A 15,942-nucleotide genomic window follows, 5' to 3' on the forward strand; every position below is an offset into this window, starting at 1 on the left:
AACGCCATCGCGCCACCGACCAAGTCCTTAAGACAGACCACGCAGCTCAGGAGAACGGGCCGGGGCGGCGCCGGCGTGAGGGCGTCCACAACCGCGGGAATCACGGCCCTGGTTGATGCGTGCGGGGGGGCCGGGAAACGGCGCGCCCCCCCCGCCGAGACGGAGGTGTCCTGCAGGTAGGCCGGGCCTTGCGCCAGGAAACCGGCCTTCCCGATCCGGTTCGAGGCGCCGGCGACCCCGACCGCGCCGCCGCCCCCCGCCGCCCCGCCGCCGCCCGCCGCGGCCGCCGCCGCATCGACCAGCGCCGTGATGCCCGTGGTGCTGGACGCCGTCACGCTGACGCCGCCCGAGCCCGTGCTCCTGAGCGCGCTGTCCTGGATGAAGGCGTTGGTCGTGGTCGCGATGACGTTGAGCGCGCCCGCGCCGCCGCCCGCCACCGAGACGCCGGCCGCACCGCCGCCCGCGATCGACAGGGAGGCCGCGGCCGAGACCGCATAGATGCTGCCGCCGCTGCCGGCGCTCACCGAAACGCCGCCGGACTTGGTCGTGCTCAGGTTGTCAGCTTTGGTGATCGACGCCGTGACCGTGTTGGCGATGGTGTTGAGGGCCAGCGAGAACCCGACCGCGACGGCCACGCCCGCCGCCCCGCCGCCGGCCCCGCCGACGGAGGCGGCGGCCGCCGCCGCCTTGATCGCCGAGGTGTCGTTGGCCGAGACCAAGACGCTGCCGGCGCTGATGCCGGCTCCGTCGTCGTCGATGACGGCGCGCGTGGTCACGCCGATGGCGTTGGCCACGACGACGCCGGCGACCGGCACGCTGACGCCGGCCGAGCCTCCGCCGGAGATCGCCACGGCGGCCGCGGCGACCTGGGCGCTGATCGTCTGGTTCGACAGGGCGGTCACCGAGACCGCGTTCACCGCCGTGACCGCCGACCTCGTGATGGAGGCCTGCACCTGCGTCCCGGCGCCGAGGGTGTCCGCACGGCTCTGGCCGCTGCCGCTCGTCGTCCAGGTGCCGATGCGGTTCTCCGCGCCGGCGATGCCAATGGCGACGCCGACGCCGGCCGCGCCGCCGGCCCCCGCCGAGGCCGCCGCGGCATCGATCCGCGCCAGGATGGCGGACGTGCTGGTCGCCGACACGCCCACGCCGTCGTGGCTGTCGATCGTGCTGTTCTGGATGTAGGCGTTGGTGCTCGTGGTGATCGCGTTGAGGCCGAGCGCGCCGCCGCCGCTGACCGCGACGCCGCCCGATCCGCCGCCCGCCACCGCGAGCGAGGCCGCCGCCGCGGTCGCCTCGATCGTCGCCGCGTTCGCGGCCGAGACGCTCACGCCGCCGGACGTGGTCTTGAGCTTCGTGTCCGCCGCGTCGACGAAGGCCGCGACGCTGTCGGCGATGGTGTTGAGGGCCAGGGTGAAGCCCACCGCCACCGCGACGCCGGCGCTGCCACCGGCCGCCCCCGCGATGGAGGCGGCGCCGGCGATCGCCTTGATGACCGAGGTGTCGGAGGCGGACACGCCGACGCTGCCGGCGGTGATGCCGGTACCGTCGCCCTGGATGTAGGCGCGCGTCGCCACGGCGATCCGATTGTCGACGCCGGCCCCGCCCGCGCTGACGCCGACGCCCGCCGAACCGCCGCCGCCGATCGCGGCCGCTCCGGCGACGATCACGGCGTTGATGGTGTTGTGCGCCGTCGCGGTGACCGTCAGCGCCCCGGTCGCCTTGGTGACTGCGGTGTCCTGGAGGAAGGCCTCTACCGTCGTGCCGCCGTTGGCGGTGAGCGTATCGACCCGGTTCGCGCCGGAACCGCTCGCCGTCCAATTGCCGATGCTGTTCTCGGCTGCGGCGACGCCGACGGCGACGCCGACCCCGCCCGAGCCGCCGACGCCGACCGACACCGCGACCGCGGCGATCTCCGCGTCGATCGCCGCCTCGCCGAGCGCCGTCACGCGGATCGCGCCCTCGATAGCGTCGAGGGTGCTGTTCACGATGGTGGCGTGCGTGTTGGTGATGATCTGGTTGAACGCGTTCGCCCCGCCGCCGCTGACCGCGACGCCCGCGGATCCGCTGCCGCCGAGCGCGACGGCGGCCGCCGCGGCGATCGTCGAGATCGTGCCGCCGGCGGTGGCCGTGACGCCGAGGTCGCCGCCCGTCGTCCGCACCGGACGGGTGACGCCCGTCACGGTGGCCGCGACGTCGTCGGCGATCCGGTTCAGCGCGATGGCGAGGCCGATCGAGACCGCGACGCCGGCGTTGCCGCCGACCGAGCCCGAGACCGCCGCCGCGCCGGCATTGGCCTTGATGATGGAGATGTCGCGCGCCGACACGGCGATGCCGGCGCCGACGACGCTGGCTCCGGTGCCCGCCGCGAGGTCACCCGAGATCGTCGCGCTCGTCGCCACGCCGATCACGTTCTGCGCGTAGACCCCGGCGGCGGCCACGCCCACCGCGTTGCTGCCGGCACCGGCGACGGCAGCCGCGATCGAGGCCACGGTCGCGGTGATGGTGTTGTGCGAGAAGGCCGTGACGGAGAGGGCGCCGGCCGCGGACGATTGACTGTTGCGCAGCGCGGCGGTGACGCCGGAGGCCGCGCCGAGGCTCGGCGTCGTCGAGACGGTGTTGGCGCCGCTGTCGTAGGCGTTCCAGGTGCCGATCTCGTTCAGCGCGATGGAGACGCCGAGGGCCACCGCGGCGGCGTTGCTGCCGCCGATGCCGACCGAGGCCGAGACGGAGACGACGTCGGCCGTGATGGTGGCTTCGTCCTGGGCGAGCAGCGAAAGCGCGCCGCCGCTCGACAGGACGCTCGCCTCCACCAGCGCGCTGACGCCGACCCGGACACGGTTGACAGCGCTGGCGCCGCCGCCGCTGATGGCGATCCCGTTCGAGCTGCCGGCGGCCACCGTGACGGCGGCCGAAGCGGCGATCGCGTGGATCTGGGCGTCGTTCTTGGCGGTGATCTCGATCTCGCCGGTGGTGGTCGAGAGTCCGTCGCCGGCGCTGGCGACCGCGGCCTTGACCTCGCCGGCGATCGTGTTGACCGCGACCGCCGCCGACAGCGTCACGGCGGTGCCGGTGCCCGAGCTCCCGAGCGCACCCCCGAAGGCGGCCGAGCCGGCGATCGCGTTGATGATGCTGCGGTTCTCGGCGGCCAGCGTCAGGCTCCGCACGGCGATGCCGTCGGCGCCGTCGCCCGTGATGAGCGCCCGCGTGGCGACGTCGATCGTGTTGAGGGCGACGACGCCCGCGAGGGTGACGGCCACGGCGTTCTGGCCGCCGGAGAAGCCGATGCTGCCGGTGACGACGGTGGCATCGACGGTCGCCGCCGAGGTCGCGGAGACCGTCGCCGCGCCCGAGCCCTTCACGGAGGTGTTCGAGAGCTGCGCCAGCACCTGGTCGCCGCTGCCGATGCTGTTCTTGGCCGTCGAGATGCCGACCGTGACGCCGGCGCTCGACCCCTGCGGAGTGGCTCCGACGGCGAAGGAGAGCGCGCCGACGAGCGCGTGGATGCCGGAGATGTCGCTCGCGGTCACCGAGAGCGCCCCGACCTCGTCCGCCACGGTGCCGACGGCCGAATCGGTGATCGTCGCCGAGGTCGAACCGGCGACGCTGTTGAAGGCGAGCGCTCCGCCGCCGCTGACCCCGACGCCGGAGCCCTTGGAGCTCACGCCGGCGGCGATCGAGGCCGCGAAGGTCTGCGCCTCGATCGTCGCGCTGCGGGTGGCCGACACCGTGACGGGGCCGGCCGCCTTGACGAGGGATACGCCGGCGATCGCCGCGGCGACGTCGCCGCGAAGGTCGTTGTTGGCCACCGAGAGGCCGATCGCGACGGAGGCGGCGGAGCCGCTGGACGAGAGGTTCGCGCTCACCGCGGCCGAAACGGCGTTGGCGTGGATGCGCGAGCTGTTGGCGGCCGAGACCAGGACGCCGTCGGCGCCGGCGGTGACGCTGTCGTTGGCCGACGTGCTGCCGCCGATCAGCGCGCTCGCGCTGGTGACGATGGTGTTGCCGGCGTAGAGGCCGGCAGCCGCGAACCCGTTCGCCGTGCCCGAGCTGCCAAGCGTCGCGCCGATCCCGACCGCGACCGCGTTGATCTGGGTGTCGATGTCGGCGTCGGACTGCGCCGTGACCGAGACCTTGCGCCCCGCGCTCAGCCGCGCGTTCGTCACCGACGCCTTGACGAGGAGACCGCTCGCGGCGCCGGTGCCGACGCCGTTGGCGGTCGGGATCGACGCGCCGTTGAAGCCGATCATGTTGAAGGCGAGCGAGACGCCGATCGCGACCGCCGTGCTCCCGGCCTTGCCGATGACGACGGAGGCCGCGGCCGCCTCGACCGTGGAGTCGATCCTGGCGTTGTTCAGCGCCTCGACGAGGATCGCGCCCTGCCCTGCCGACCCCGTCGCCGGCGCAGCCGTGCCGCCGGCGGTGACGAGGGCGACGTTCCGGATGTGCGCGTCGATGCCGCCGAGAATCGTGTTGAACCCGAGCGCGCCGCCGGCCGCGAAGCCGAGCGCCTTGCCGTTCGTGTCGTTGCTGACCACCGCCGCGATCGCCGTCGCGCTGACGTCGGCGGTGATGTCGGCGGTGTTGCCGGCATGGACCGTGACGTTGCCGGCGGTCGCGGTCAGTGCCGTCAGGTCCTCGGCGTAGGCCGTGAGGGCGACGTCGTAGATCGCGTTGCGCGCGACGCTGAGCCCGACCGAGACCGAGGTGGTGTTGCCCGGCTGGCTGCTGGGCGGCGGGCTGGACGGGATGTTGTAGGCGACGGCCACGACCGGAGCGGCGACGACGGCGTCGATCTTCGACGCCGAATCCGCGCGGATCGTGATGCTGCCCCCGGCCGTCAGCGACGATGCGGTGCTCGCATAGGCCCGGATGTCGTCCTTGATCGTGTTCAGCGCGATCACCGCGCCGACGCTCCGGACGTCGCGCCCGACCGAGCTGACGCTGTTCGCCACGTCCGCGGCGATCGTCGCGTTCGACAGGGCGCCGATCGTGATGGCGTCGGCGGCGTCGATCGTCGATCCGGTCACCGTGGCGTGCACGGTCGCGGGCGCCGCGCCGTCGATCGTCCCCGCGATGTCGGTGCCCAGGAGCGTGTCCACCGTCTGGAACAGGGCGGTCGACCCGGCGACGCCGATCGTGTTGAAGGCCAGCACGACGCCGACCGAGGTGCCGCTCGACTCGACCGTCGCGTCGATCCTGGCGGTGATCGTGGCCGTGTTGCTCGCCGTGACGGACACGGCGCCGGTGGCATCCCCCCCTGCGTGGGTCGTGACGCTGCTGTCGGCGATGCTCGCGTTAGCGCTCGCGAGGACGACGTTCTGGGCGATGATGCCGCCGACCGCGGTCGAGGCCTTGGTGTCGTCGCCGGGCTTGAGCTTCGACTCGACCTTGCTGGTGATCGTCGCGTCGATGGTGGCCGATTGCTCGGCCGAGACCGTCACGTCGCCGGTGACGGTGAGGGTGGCCGCGTTGATGGTCGCCGTGGCCGTGCTGCGCACGTCGTTGCGCACGATCACGGCGCTGACCGCGGTGGCGGAGGGCTTCGCCCCTTGGGCGCCGCCCGATCCCGTGCCTCCGAGAGCCGCGCTCGAGGCGACGTCGCTCTCGGCACCGAGGTTCAGCACGCCGGGCGGGAGGTACTTCAGGTAGGAGGCGGCGTCGTCCTTGAGCCAGGACGCGCCGGAGAAGTCGGCGAGGCTCGTCAGGTCGATCGTGGCGGAGGCGGTGCTGACGTAGACGTAGAGCTTGCCGTCGTCGTCGCGCAGGATGTCGCCGAAGCTCACGCGCTGGCTGCCCGAGGCCCGCGTGAAGGTGTAGTCGTTCAGGATCGTCTCGCCGAAATCCTGGAGCAGGCTCGGCTTGGTCAGGCTGGCGAGGGCGGACAACGCGTTCGCCGCGTGGATCGTGCCCGCGCCGGTCGCGCTGACGGTGAGCGAGCCGCCGGTGGTAATCGTCGTGCCCGCAGGCGCACCGGTGTTGTCGATGCCCGCCGTGGCGGTGCCGTTGACGAGGTTGCTCGACAGGGCGAGCCCGAGCGCGAGCGCGCTCGCGTCCTTGAGCACGGCGTTGGCGGCGCTCGCCTTGTTCGTCAGCGTCGCGGTGATCGTCGCGGCCGAGACGGCCGAGACGGTGACCGCCCCGCCGGTCCCCGTGGACAGGCCGGACCGGGTGACGGTCGCCACGGCCCCCGAGGGCGTGTCGTCGAGGTGCAGCGCGCCGGCGATCGGATCGCCGGCGATGAGATCGACGGTGCGGAACAGGATGTTCTGCTCACGCCAGCCGATCGTGTTGAAGGCGAGCGTCAACGCCACCGCGGTGCCGTCGCTCGAACTCGCGCTCTTCGTGGTCGCGTCGATCATCGCGGTGTTGACCGCCGTGACGGCGACGCCGGCCGCGCCCGTGAGGGTGCTGTCGGTCACGGTGGCGCTGGCGTTGGCGAGGACGGCGTTCGTCGCTATGACGCCCCCGAGGGCGAGGCTCGTGGTCTTGCCGGCCCCCTGGAGGTCGGTGAGGTTGTCGGTGCGCTTGTAGGAGCTCGCGGACTTCACCGTCGCGACGCTGTCGGTCGTGGCCTCGATCGTCGCGGTCTCGGTGGCGGCGACCCGCACCATGCCGTCCGTGGTGGTGATCCGGGCGTGGTTGACGCTCGCCGTGGCGCCGCCGACGGCGCTGTTCAGCACGACCACGCCGCCGATCGCGAGCGCCGAGTCGCCCTTCGGCTTCGTCGTCGCCGTTGGGTTGGCGGCCGAGGGGTCGCCCACCGGGGCGACGGTCGGGTCGCTCGACGTGGCGGACGTGCCGGTGCCGGGCGCAGCCGTGGCGCCGCCGGGAAGGGCGTAGTCGTCGGGCACGAAGGAGGAATCGAGCGTGCGCTTCCAGTATTTCTGGTTCGTGTAGTCCTGCGCCGCGAGGTCGCGCTGCAGCCCGGCGGCGCTGTCGCCCATGAACACGTAGACGGCGTTCGCTTTGTAGGTCGTCGCGCTGTCGGCGATCTTGACCCAGCCGTGCGCGAGATCGACCGTGAGGGCGTTCGGGAGCACCGTCGGGATCGCCGTCGTGCCGGTATAGGTATAGATGCTGCCGTCGGCGGTCTGGATCTTGTCGCCGGTGTTGACGGTGACGCGGGTCGCGTCGGTGCTCTTGAAGGTCGGCTTGGCGTAGTCCGCCGCGATCCGCACCCGTTGGCCGAAGGTCACGTCCTGGAGGTTGGCGGTCTGGGGTTCGCTCGGCTCGCCGGCCTCGCTCACACCGAGGTCGAGGCCGAGGTCGGACAGGCTGAGACCGAAGGTGCCCAGCACCGCGTCGGCGTTCGCCTTGATCTCGGCGACCTTGTCGAGCGCCGTCTTCTGGAGGTCGGCGGCGCTGGCCTGCAGCGCCGCGATCCGGGCGTTGGCCTTGGCATAGGTCGCCTTCGCCGCGTCGATCGTCGCGGTCAGGCTGGTGGCGAGCGTGGTGTCGTCGAGGAGCGCGACGGCCTGGGCGATGGCGGCGTTGGCGAGGTTCGTAAGCGCGTCGGACGAGGAATCCTGGCCCTCGGCCTTGGCAAGATCGTCGAGCAGCAGCGCGCTGATGTTCTCGAGCCCGGCCTTCTTCGTGAGGTCGGTGACCGAGCCCTCGATCGACTTGACGGCCGCGGCCACCGCCTTGCCGAGCAACTCGGCGACAGCCTTCTGGGCCTGTTCCTCGGCGTCCTTGAACTTGGCCAGCGCCTCGTCGGCGAGGCTCTTGGCGCGGGAAACCTGCTCCAGCACTTGGTCCTTGGCGGCGTTGAACTTGTCGCCGAGCGCCTTGACCTGGTCGGGCAGGAGGTCGTTGCGGTTCTTAACGAGGTTGCTGAGTACGGTGGCCGATTGCGGCTCGTTGGGATCGGTGGAGTAGTCGGAGGGCAGGAACTTGTTGATCTTGTCCTGGATAGTCGCTTGGCCGCCGTCCGTCTTCACGACGGTCGAACTCGTGACGATCTGCGTGTTGGCGAAGATGCCGACGGCATCCGTCGCCTTGACGCCGGCCGCGCCGCCGACGGTGACGATGTCGGTGCCGTCGAGCGCGATGCCAGTGTTGTCGATCGTGGCGAACGCCGCGCCCTTGACCTTGTTCGAGGCCAGCACGACGCCGAAACCCTGGCCGGCCGAGCCCTTCAGGGAATCCGTGCCGGTGAGCGCCGCATTGCTGACGGTGGCGTTGATCTGCGCCGCCGACGTCGCCTCGACGGAGAGGTCGCCCCCGGCCGAGACGCGGGATTGCACGATGCTCGCGGTCGCGCCGGATTGCGCGGCAGCGCTCCCGAACGCGTTGGCGAGCTCGGGCGAGCCGATCAGCGCGTCAAGGCTGTTGAAGAGGATGTTTTCCGACTCGTAGCCGACCGCATTGAAGGCGAGCGTGACGCCGACCGCGAGCCCGCTGCCGGCCCCGCCCGAGGTGAGCGAGGAGGCGTGGAGCCGCGCGTCGATCCCGGCCTTGTCGTCGGCGCTGACCGAGACGTCTCCGTCCGTCGTCGCCACCACGCTGCGGGTGATGGTGGCGGTCGCGCCCCCGTCGCGCACGACGTTCGTCGCCGCGATGCCGTTGGCGGCGATCAGCGTCGAATTGCGGGCGGGCTGGCCCGCCGCCGGCGTCGATTTCGACTGGAAGCTCTCGCCGCCCGAGGCCGAGACGGTGCTCGTCGCATCGGCCGAGATGCTGCTCGCGTCGGTCGCGATGACGGCGAGGTTGCCCTTGGCGGTGATGGTGGCTTCGATCGCCTGGGCAAGCGCGCCGCCGCGCACGTCGTTCATCACGATCATGCCGCCGAACGCCTTCGAGGACGGCGCCGCGGTGGGGATCGGAGTCGCCGGGCCGGTGGCGGTCGGGGTCGTGCCGTCGGCCTCCGTTGGGCTTCCGGCGGGCGTGGCAGCGCTGCTGACCGGCCTCGGCGCCGCGACTTTGTCGATCTGCGGCAGCTCGGACTTGACGGTCGCCGGCACCCAATCGGCGCTGAAGTAGTTGGCTTGGTTCGGAAAGACCTTCTGGTTGTCGGCGCCGCGATAGATGTAGATCGTGCCGGCATCGCCCTTCAGGGGATCGTAGCCGGGCTTCACCAGAACCCGGTCGCCGACCCGCATGAACTGGTATCCGCTGTTCGTGGTGTAGCGGGCCTTGTCCTTCGTCGTCGTGATCGTCTCGGTCGCGGTGACGGTCGTCACCACCGTCTTGGTCGGGTCGGTGTCGTTCGTCGTGGTGCCGAGCGTCGCCCCCGCGGCCGTCGGCTTCTCCGTCGTCACGGTCCCCTCGACCGCGGCGAACCACTTGGTCGTGTCGGTGTAGTTGGCCGTGCCGAGGTCGAGCGCGGTCGCGGACGTCGCCCCGCCGACATAGACGTAGATCTTGCCGGGCGCGCCCTTGGCCGCCGGGTAGTCGGCGGCAAGCCGCACCCGGTCGCCCTGGTTGACGACCTGGGAGCCGGATTTCGAGGTGAAGGCGTAATCGTTGAGCGCCTTGGTCTCGGCCTCGCGGAACAGGGCGGTGATCACCGCATCGACCGCGGACGAGCTGATGACGGTGCTCTCGGCCGTGACCGAGGAGGCGTTGTGTGCCTCGATCCTGACATCGCCGGTCGTCGAGGTGACGCTGGCCGCGGCGCCCGGCGTCCCGGCGGCGGCGCCCGGCGCGGCGCCGATATAGGCCTGCGCCCGTCCGCTGACCTTGTTCGTCGCGAGCAATGCGGCGGCCGAGAGCCCGCGCGCGCCGGTCTCGGCGGTCGCTTCATAATCCTCGGGCGTCTGCTGCGAGACCTCGTTGCCGACGACCGCGTTGATCGTCGCGGTGTTGTCGGCGGCGACGGCGACCGTACCCTGCGCGCTGACGGTCGTGCCGGTGATGAAGGCGGTCGCGTCGGCCGGCTGCTCGCTGTTTGTGGCGGTGGCGATCAGCGGGTCACCGACGATCGTGTCGACGAGGTTGAACAGCACGTTCTGCGGCTGGTAGCCGACCGCGTTGAAAGCCAGCACGACGCCGACCGCGGTCGTCTCGCCTGCGACCGAGCCGGTCGCGGAGGCGTCGATCGCGGCGGTGTTGGTGGCCGAGACCGTGACGTCCCCGCCCGTCGTCGCGGTGGGTCCGGTGGTTGTGACGCTGCCGCCGGTAATTGAGGCCTTGGCGCCGTCGAGCACCGTGTTGGTCACGATGACGCCGCCGAAGCCCTCGGCGGCCTCGATGGTGCTTTCGTCCTGCGCCGTGATCGTCGCGTCGGAGGCCGCCGTGACCGAGACGTCGCCGGCGGTGGCGACGACGTCGGTTTCGAGGATCGCGGCGATGGCCGACCCGATGACCTCGTTGCGTGCGAAGATGCCGCCGATCGCCTTCGCGTCGGACTTGGCAACCTTGGCCGTCTGCGCGGCGCTCGTCTCAGTCGGCAGGACGTTCGAGACGTCGAGGTGCTTCCACAGCGCGAAGTCGGTGAAGTCGCGGGTCCTGTCGCCGAGGTTCGTCGCCGAGGTCGTGTCCGCGCCCATGTACCGGTAGACGTCTCCCGGGACGCCCTTGCCCGCTGGCGCATCGCCCCAGGTGTCGCTGAGGCGGATCGTGTCGCCGAACTTCAGGGTCCGGGAGCCGGACGCGGTGGTGTAGGTGTAGCGTGCCAGCGCCTCCTCGGCCGCGCTGCCCGCGTCGGCGCCCTCTTCGGCGTCGCCCACGGTCTTCGTGACGTTGGCCGTCGCGCCCACTGTCGTCGTGGCGTCGATCCCGGCCTTGTCGCTCGCGGAGACCATGACGGAGGCGCCGGTCACGGAGGCATTGCTCGCGCTGAGGAGGCCCGAATCGATCGTGGCCGTGGCGGCACCGCTGATGCGGTTCAGCGCTACGACGCCGGAGACGGCGAGCGCCGACGTGCTCGCCCCTTCGGCCGACGCGGTGACGGCGTTGCCGACCTCCGCCTTGATCTCGGCGCTCGACTCGGCCGTGACAGAGACGGCGCCATCGGCCGTAATCTTGCTGCCGGTGATCGTCGCGCTCGCCTGGACGGGGGAGGCCGAGCCCAGGTTGGTGCCAACCACCGCGTCGAGGGTCGCGAAGAGCGGGTTGGTGCGCGCATAGCCGATCAGGTTGACGGCGAGTTGGAGACCGCCGGCTTTGGCCGAGGTCGTCGCCCCGGCACTTCCGTTGGCCGGCGCGGCCGCGTTGGCGCTGATGCCCTGCGCCGAAGCGGTCAGAGTGGCCGCGGTCTTGGCCTCGATCCGCCCACCTGCGAGCGCCGAGACGCCGACGCTCCCGTCGGCACCATCCGTCACCGCCGTGGTGGTCACCGGGGTCGAGGTGATCCCTGCGATCGCGGTCGAGAGCACCGTGTTCGTCGCGATGACGCCGTTCAGCGCAAGCGCGGAGGAGTTCGGGCTGGACGACGGGCTGTCGAAGGACGAGGTGCGGCCGGGTTTGGCCGCCGTGGTGACGTCGGGCGCGGTCGCGGCCGTGCCGCCGTTCGAGGCGGTCGCGGAATCGTCGGCGGCCTTCTGCTGCTCGGCGACGGTGGCGATCGCCTCGACCGTCGCATCGGTCTCGGCCGTGATCGTCGCCGTGCGTTCGGCCTTGACGAGGACGCTGCCAGCCTCGACCGAGCCGCCGGTGATCGTCGCGGTCGCGCCGCCGAGGATCTCATTGCGCACGACGATGCCGCCGGCCGCGGTCGCGCCGCTGCCGGACTTCTGCGGGGTCGCGTTCGCGGCGGCACTGGCCGCCACCGCCGCCGGGTCGGGTTCGTTGGCGCCGATTTTCCGCCACAGGTCGAGGTCGGCGTAGTCTTGGGCCGAGAGGGTGAGCGTGCGGTCGACGCCCATATAGGCGTAGACCGCGTCCTTCTCGCCGACCGCCTGCCACTTGGCCGCGACCGTGTAATCGGCCTTTCCGAGATCGATCGTGGCGGCCGAGCCGAGATACTTGTAGTAGGTGCCGGCGCTGCCGAGCGCCGTGTCGTGCTTGTCGCCAACGAGGACGACGTCTCCCGTTGCCACGGGCTTCGATCCCGCCGCGTCGGAGAAGAACTTCGGCGCGATGTCGAGCCGCACCCGGTCGCCGAGCACGATCGCCGTCGCCCCCGCGCTCGACGCGTATTTCGCCGCGATGCCGGTATCCGGCACCACCGCCTCCCATTGCGCCGGGTCGGCGTAGACAATGTGCGCTAGGTCGAGCTTGCTCTGCGCGGTGTAGCGTGTCGTCCCCTCATAGGTGTAGGTCGTGCCCGCCTCGCCGACGGCTGCCCAGCCCGTGCCGGTGTAGTCGGCCGTGGCGAGGTTCACCGCCGTCGCCGACGGCGTGCCCGTGAAGCGGTAGAGCGTGCCGGCAGAGCCCTTGGTCTGGTCGTGCGCCTGCCCGACCAGCACGAGGTCGTTGGCCTTCAGAACCTTGGGGCCGTCGGTGTCGCTGGCATAGGTCGGCTTGAGGTCGAGCAGCACCGTCTTGCCCGGCACGATCGCGATCGGCCCCGCGCTCGCCTTGTAGTCCGCGGCCGCCGCCTCGGCGCCGGTATCGAGGCCGCCGTCGGACGCGGCCACGCTCGATGCGACGAGCTTAACGTTGGCCGCGATCTCGCTCGCATCGCTCGCCTGCACGATCATCGCGCCGGCGACGCTCACCGGCGTGTCCGTGACGGTGGCCTTGGCCGAGCGGCTGACGGCGTTGTTGGCGATCAGGCCGCCGATGCTGCGCGAGGACGCACTGCGGACCGGCTCCTTCTTCGCGCTCGGCGTGCCGGTCTCGGCGGCGCCGTCGCCCTCGCCCTCGTCCTCCGTGACCTCGGGGGCGGCGACCTTGGTCGCGTTGCTCACCGTGGCGTTGACCTGGCCGGTGCTGCGCGCGCTCACCGACAGGCCGCCGCCCGCCGTGACGCTGCCGCCCGTGACCGTCGCCGCCACGGCGTCCACCGTGGCGGAGCCGAGGATGCTCGTGCCGATGATCGCGTCGAGGGTCGTCTTGATGAGCGTCGTCGCGATGTCGGCGCCCGAGGTGCGGGTGAGGTCGTAGCCGACGATGTTGATCGCCACCGCGCCGCCGATCGCCGTGCCGCCCTTGTCGGAGCCCGACTCCACGACCGTGCTGGTGCGTGCATCTACGACGCCATCGTTGACAGCCGTGACCTGCACGTCGCCGGCGATTCCGTGGGTCGTCGCATCCGTCGCGGAGAGCGACGCCGTAGTGGTGCCGAGCACGATGTTGGCGGCGATCGACCCGGCGGCGGCGACGGAACCCGCGACCGCGGAGGCCTCGGCCTGCGCCCTCAGCGTCATCGCGTTCTCGGCCGAGACTACGATCGCCCCGTCCGTCGCATCGATGGTCGAATTGGCGACGGTCGCGGAAACGGAGCGGTTGACGCTGTTGATCCCCACGCCGCGGGCGACGCCGATGCTCGGCGGCTTGGCGCCTTCGCCGGCCGAAGCCGTCTCGGCGTCGGGATCGACACCCGTGGTCGCCAGCGGTTCCGGCGTCTCCTCGGTGACGTCGCCGCTGGTGGCCACACCAGTTGGTACGGCCGCCGCCGTCACCGTCGTCGTGTCGCTCGCCGTGAAGGACACCCCGCCCACCGTGGCGCTGACGCGCGCACCGGTCAGCGTCGCGCGCGTGTCGCCGCCGACGTAGTTCAGCGACTGGATCGCAGTTGCGCCGATCTCGGTGGCGTTCGTCGCTGCGGCCGTCAGGCTCTTGCCCGAGATCACCACATTAGTCAGGTCGATCGTTGTGGTGTCGCTGACCCTGTTCGTGACCGCACCAGCCTTCAGGCCGACCGGCTCCGAGCCGTCGGTCTCACCGTCGCCGGCCGTGATACCGTCTGCCTCCTTGGTGGCGGCCGCGGTCTTGCCGGTGATGAGGCCCGTAGCCGCAGCGGTGAGCGAGACGTCGCCGGCCGCCTGGACCGTCGCGGCGGTCGAACCCATCACGGCCGGTGCCGAAGCATTGCCCAGGACGACCGTCGTCGTGCGCGTGACGGTGTTCTTCGCGCTCAGCGCGAACAGGTTGAGGAGGTCGCCAACCAGGGGCGGGTTTGGAAGGGGCTGCCCGGTCGCATCCTTGACGACCGCGCCAAGGATCGGCGTCTTGCCGTCTTTGGCGATGAGCGAGGCCGTGGCGCTGGTGTCGTCCTCGGCATCGATCGCGACGCCGCCGGCGCCGGTCTGGACGATCCGGGCGGCCGCATCGACCCTGACCGAGGTCGTGTTCGAGACCGTGACAGCCGCGCTCTTGACGAGGCCCTGGAAGGCCAGGACCAGCGGGTCGAGAATGGTCGAGAAGCTCTCCTCGCCTTTGGCGATCGCCGCCATCTTGTCGGCGATGGCGCCGCCGGTGTCTGTGAAGGTCTGGAGGCCGGGCAGGACGAGCCCGACCGCCTTGATGTCCACGACGGCGCGGGTTTCGGCGGACAGCGCGATGTCCCCGCCGTTGATGTGACCGGTCGCGGTGACGGCGATGGTCGAGGTGTCGGTGAGGTTCGGCGTCACGCCGTTGAGCTGCGTCGAGTCCGTCGCGGTGACGAGGACGCGGTTGTCCACCCGCGTCGAGACGCTGACGGTGTCGGTCGCGTCGATCGTCCCCGCGAGCGTGATCGTCGCCGAGGCGACCGACGTCGCGGCGACCGTGCCCTTGTTGACGAGGTTGGTGGCGTCGGCGAGCGCGGTCGCCCGGACGTCGAGGGTGACGGAGGCGCCGCGCAGGATCGCGCCGCTCGCGACGTCGACGCCGAGCGAGGCGGCCCGGTCGCCGAGAACAGCGATGCCGGAACCGCCGACGACGGACGAGTCGATCGCCGTCGCGGAGATAGTGAGTGCGCCCGTCGCCGAGACGGTCTTGCCGGCGGCGAACCTCAGCGAGTTGGTGCCGGCGCCGCCGGAAAAGGTGAGGCCGAAATCGCCCGTCGCCGCGATGTCGCTGTTGAACGACACAGAATCGTTGCCGGCGCCGCCCAGGAAAGTCAGGGCGACGCCGCCGGAGACCGCGGTCGTCGGCTGATCGAACAGGAGCGCGTCGTTTCCGGCGCCGCCATCGACCGTGAAGCTCGCCGTCGGGGGCAGCGACGCGATATGGAAGCTGTCGTTCCCAGCTCCCAAGCTGATCGTGAGCGAGGCGGAGGGCGCGTTAAAGTAGATCTTCTCGAAACTCGACGCCGAGCCCACGGTCGGCGCGACCATGTAGGCGTAGGAGCTGTCATCGGATGCCCGGAGCGTCGCATCCGAATCGCCCGACACGCCGCTGAGGTCGATCGCGAGAGCGGTGTTGCTGGCCAGATAGACCGGCTCGAGACCCGCGAATCGGACGCTCCCGTCGCCGACGGCGAGCGTCCCCGAATCTGCGCCGGTGGGGCGGTAGACCGCCGCGCCCTCGACGTCGGCGTCGAAGGCGAGCGCGTCGTCGCCGCCCCTGCCGCCGTCGTAGAGCCCGGTCAGGCTGCCGTGGCCCGTGACCGTCAGCGTGTCGACGTTGTCGGCGGCCCCCTGGAGGTTGGCGACGTTGGTGAAGGCGATCTCCCCGCCGCCCGTCCGGACGGAGCCCGCGTCGCGCCCGTCGAGGCGCCACTGCGCGGACGCGCCGTTGTCCATGACGAGGCGGTCGTTTCCGCCCCCGCCGTCGAAGCTGATCTTGGGCAGGCTCGCCGCAGCGAAGGACGCCACGTCGATGTGAAGCGTGTCCGCTCCCGTGCCGCCTGCGATGGCGACGCCGGAGATCTCCGTCAGGTCGCCGAAGGCAAGGACCTTGTTGTTGCTCTGATCGACGACCTGCACCTGCTGGACGGCGACCGCCTGCTGGTTGACGGTCTCGATCTCCTGGACAAGGCGGACCAGCAGTTGGTGGTCGCCGGCATGCGCGTCGCCGTGCGACAGATCGACGGAGACGATGTCCGCGTTCAGGAGGAGCCGCGGCTCGAGCGCGTCGAACACGAGGCGGTCACGCAGCGGGGCCCACGGACCGCCACCCATCCGGTATCGG

The 15,942-nt window shown here is 71.4% G+C and carries 1 protein-coding gene; it reads right to left on the reverse strand.

Going from position 1 to position 15,942, the window contains the following annotated elements; genetic code table 11:
- On the reverse strand, positions 1-15,932 hold a 15,932-nt coding region (locus tag MKK55_RS05300; RefSeq protein ID WP_243933618.1), incomplete at its 3' end, for an LEPR-XLL domain-containing protein.
- Positions 15,933-15,942 lie beyond the last annotated feature (10 nt).

The organism is Methylobacterium sp. J-059 (assembly GCF_022829485.1).
Lineage (GTDB): Bacteria > Pseudomonadota > Alphaproteobacteria > Rhizobiales > Beijerinckiaceae > Methylobacterium.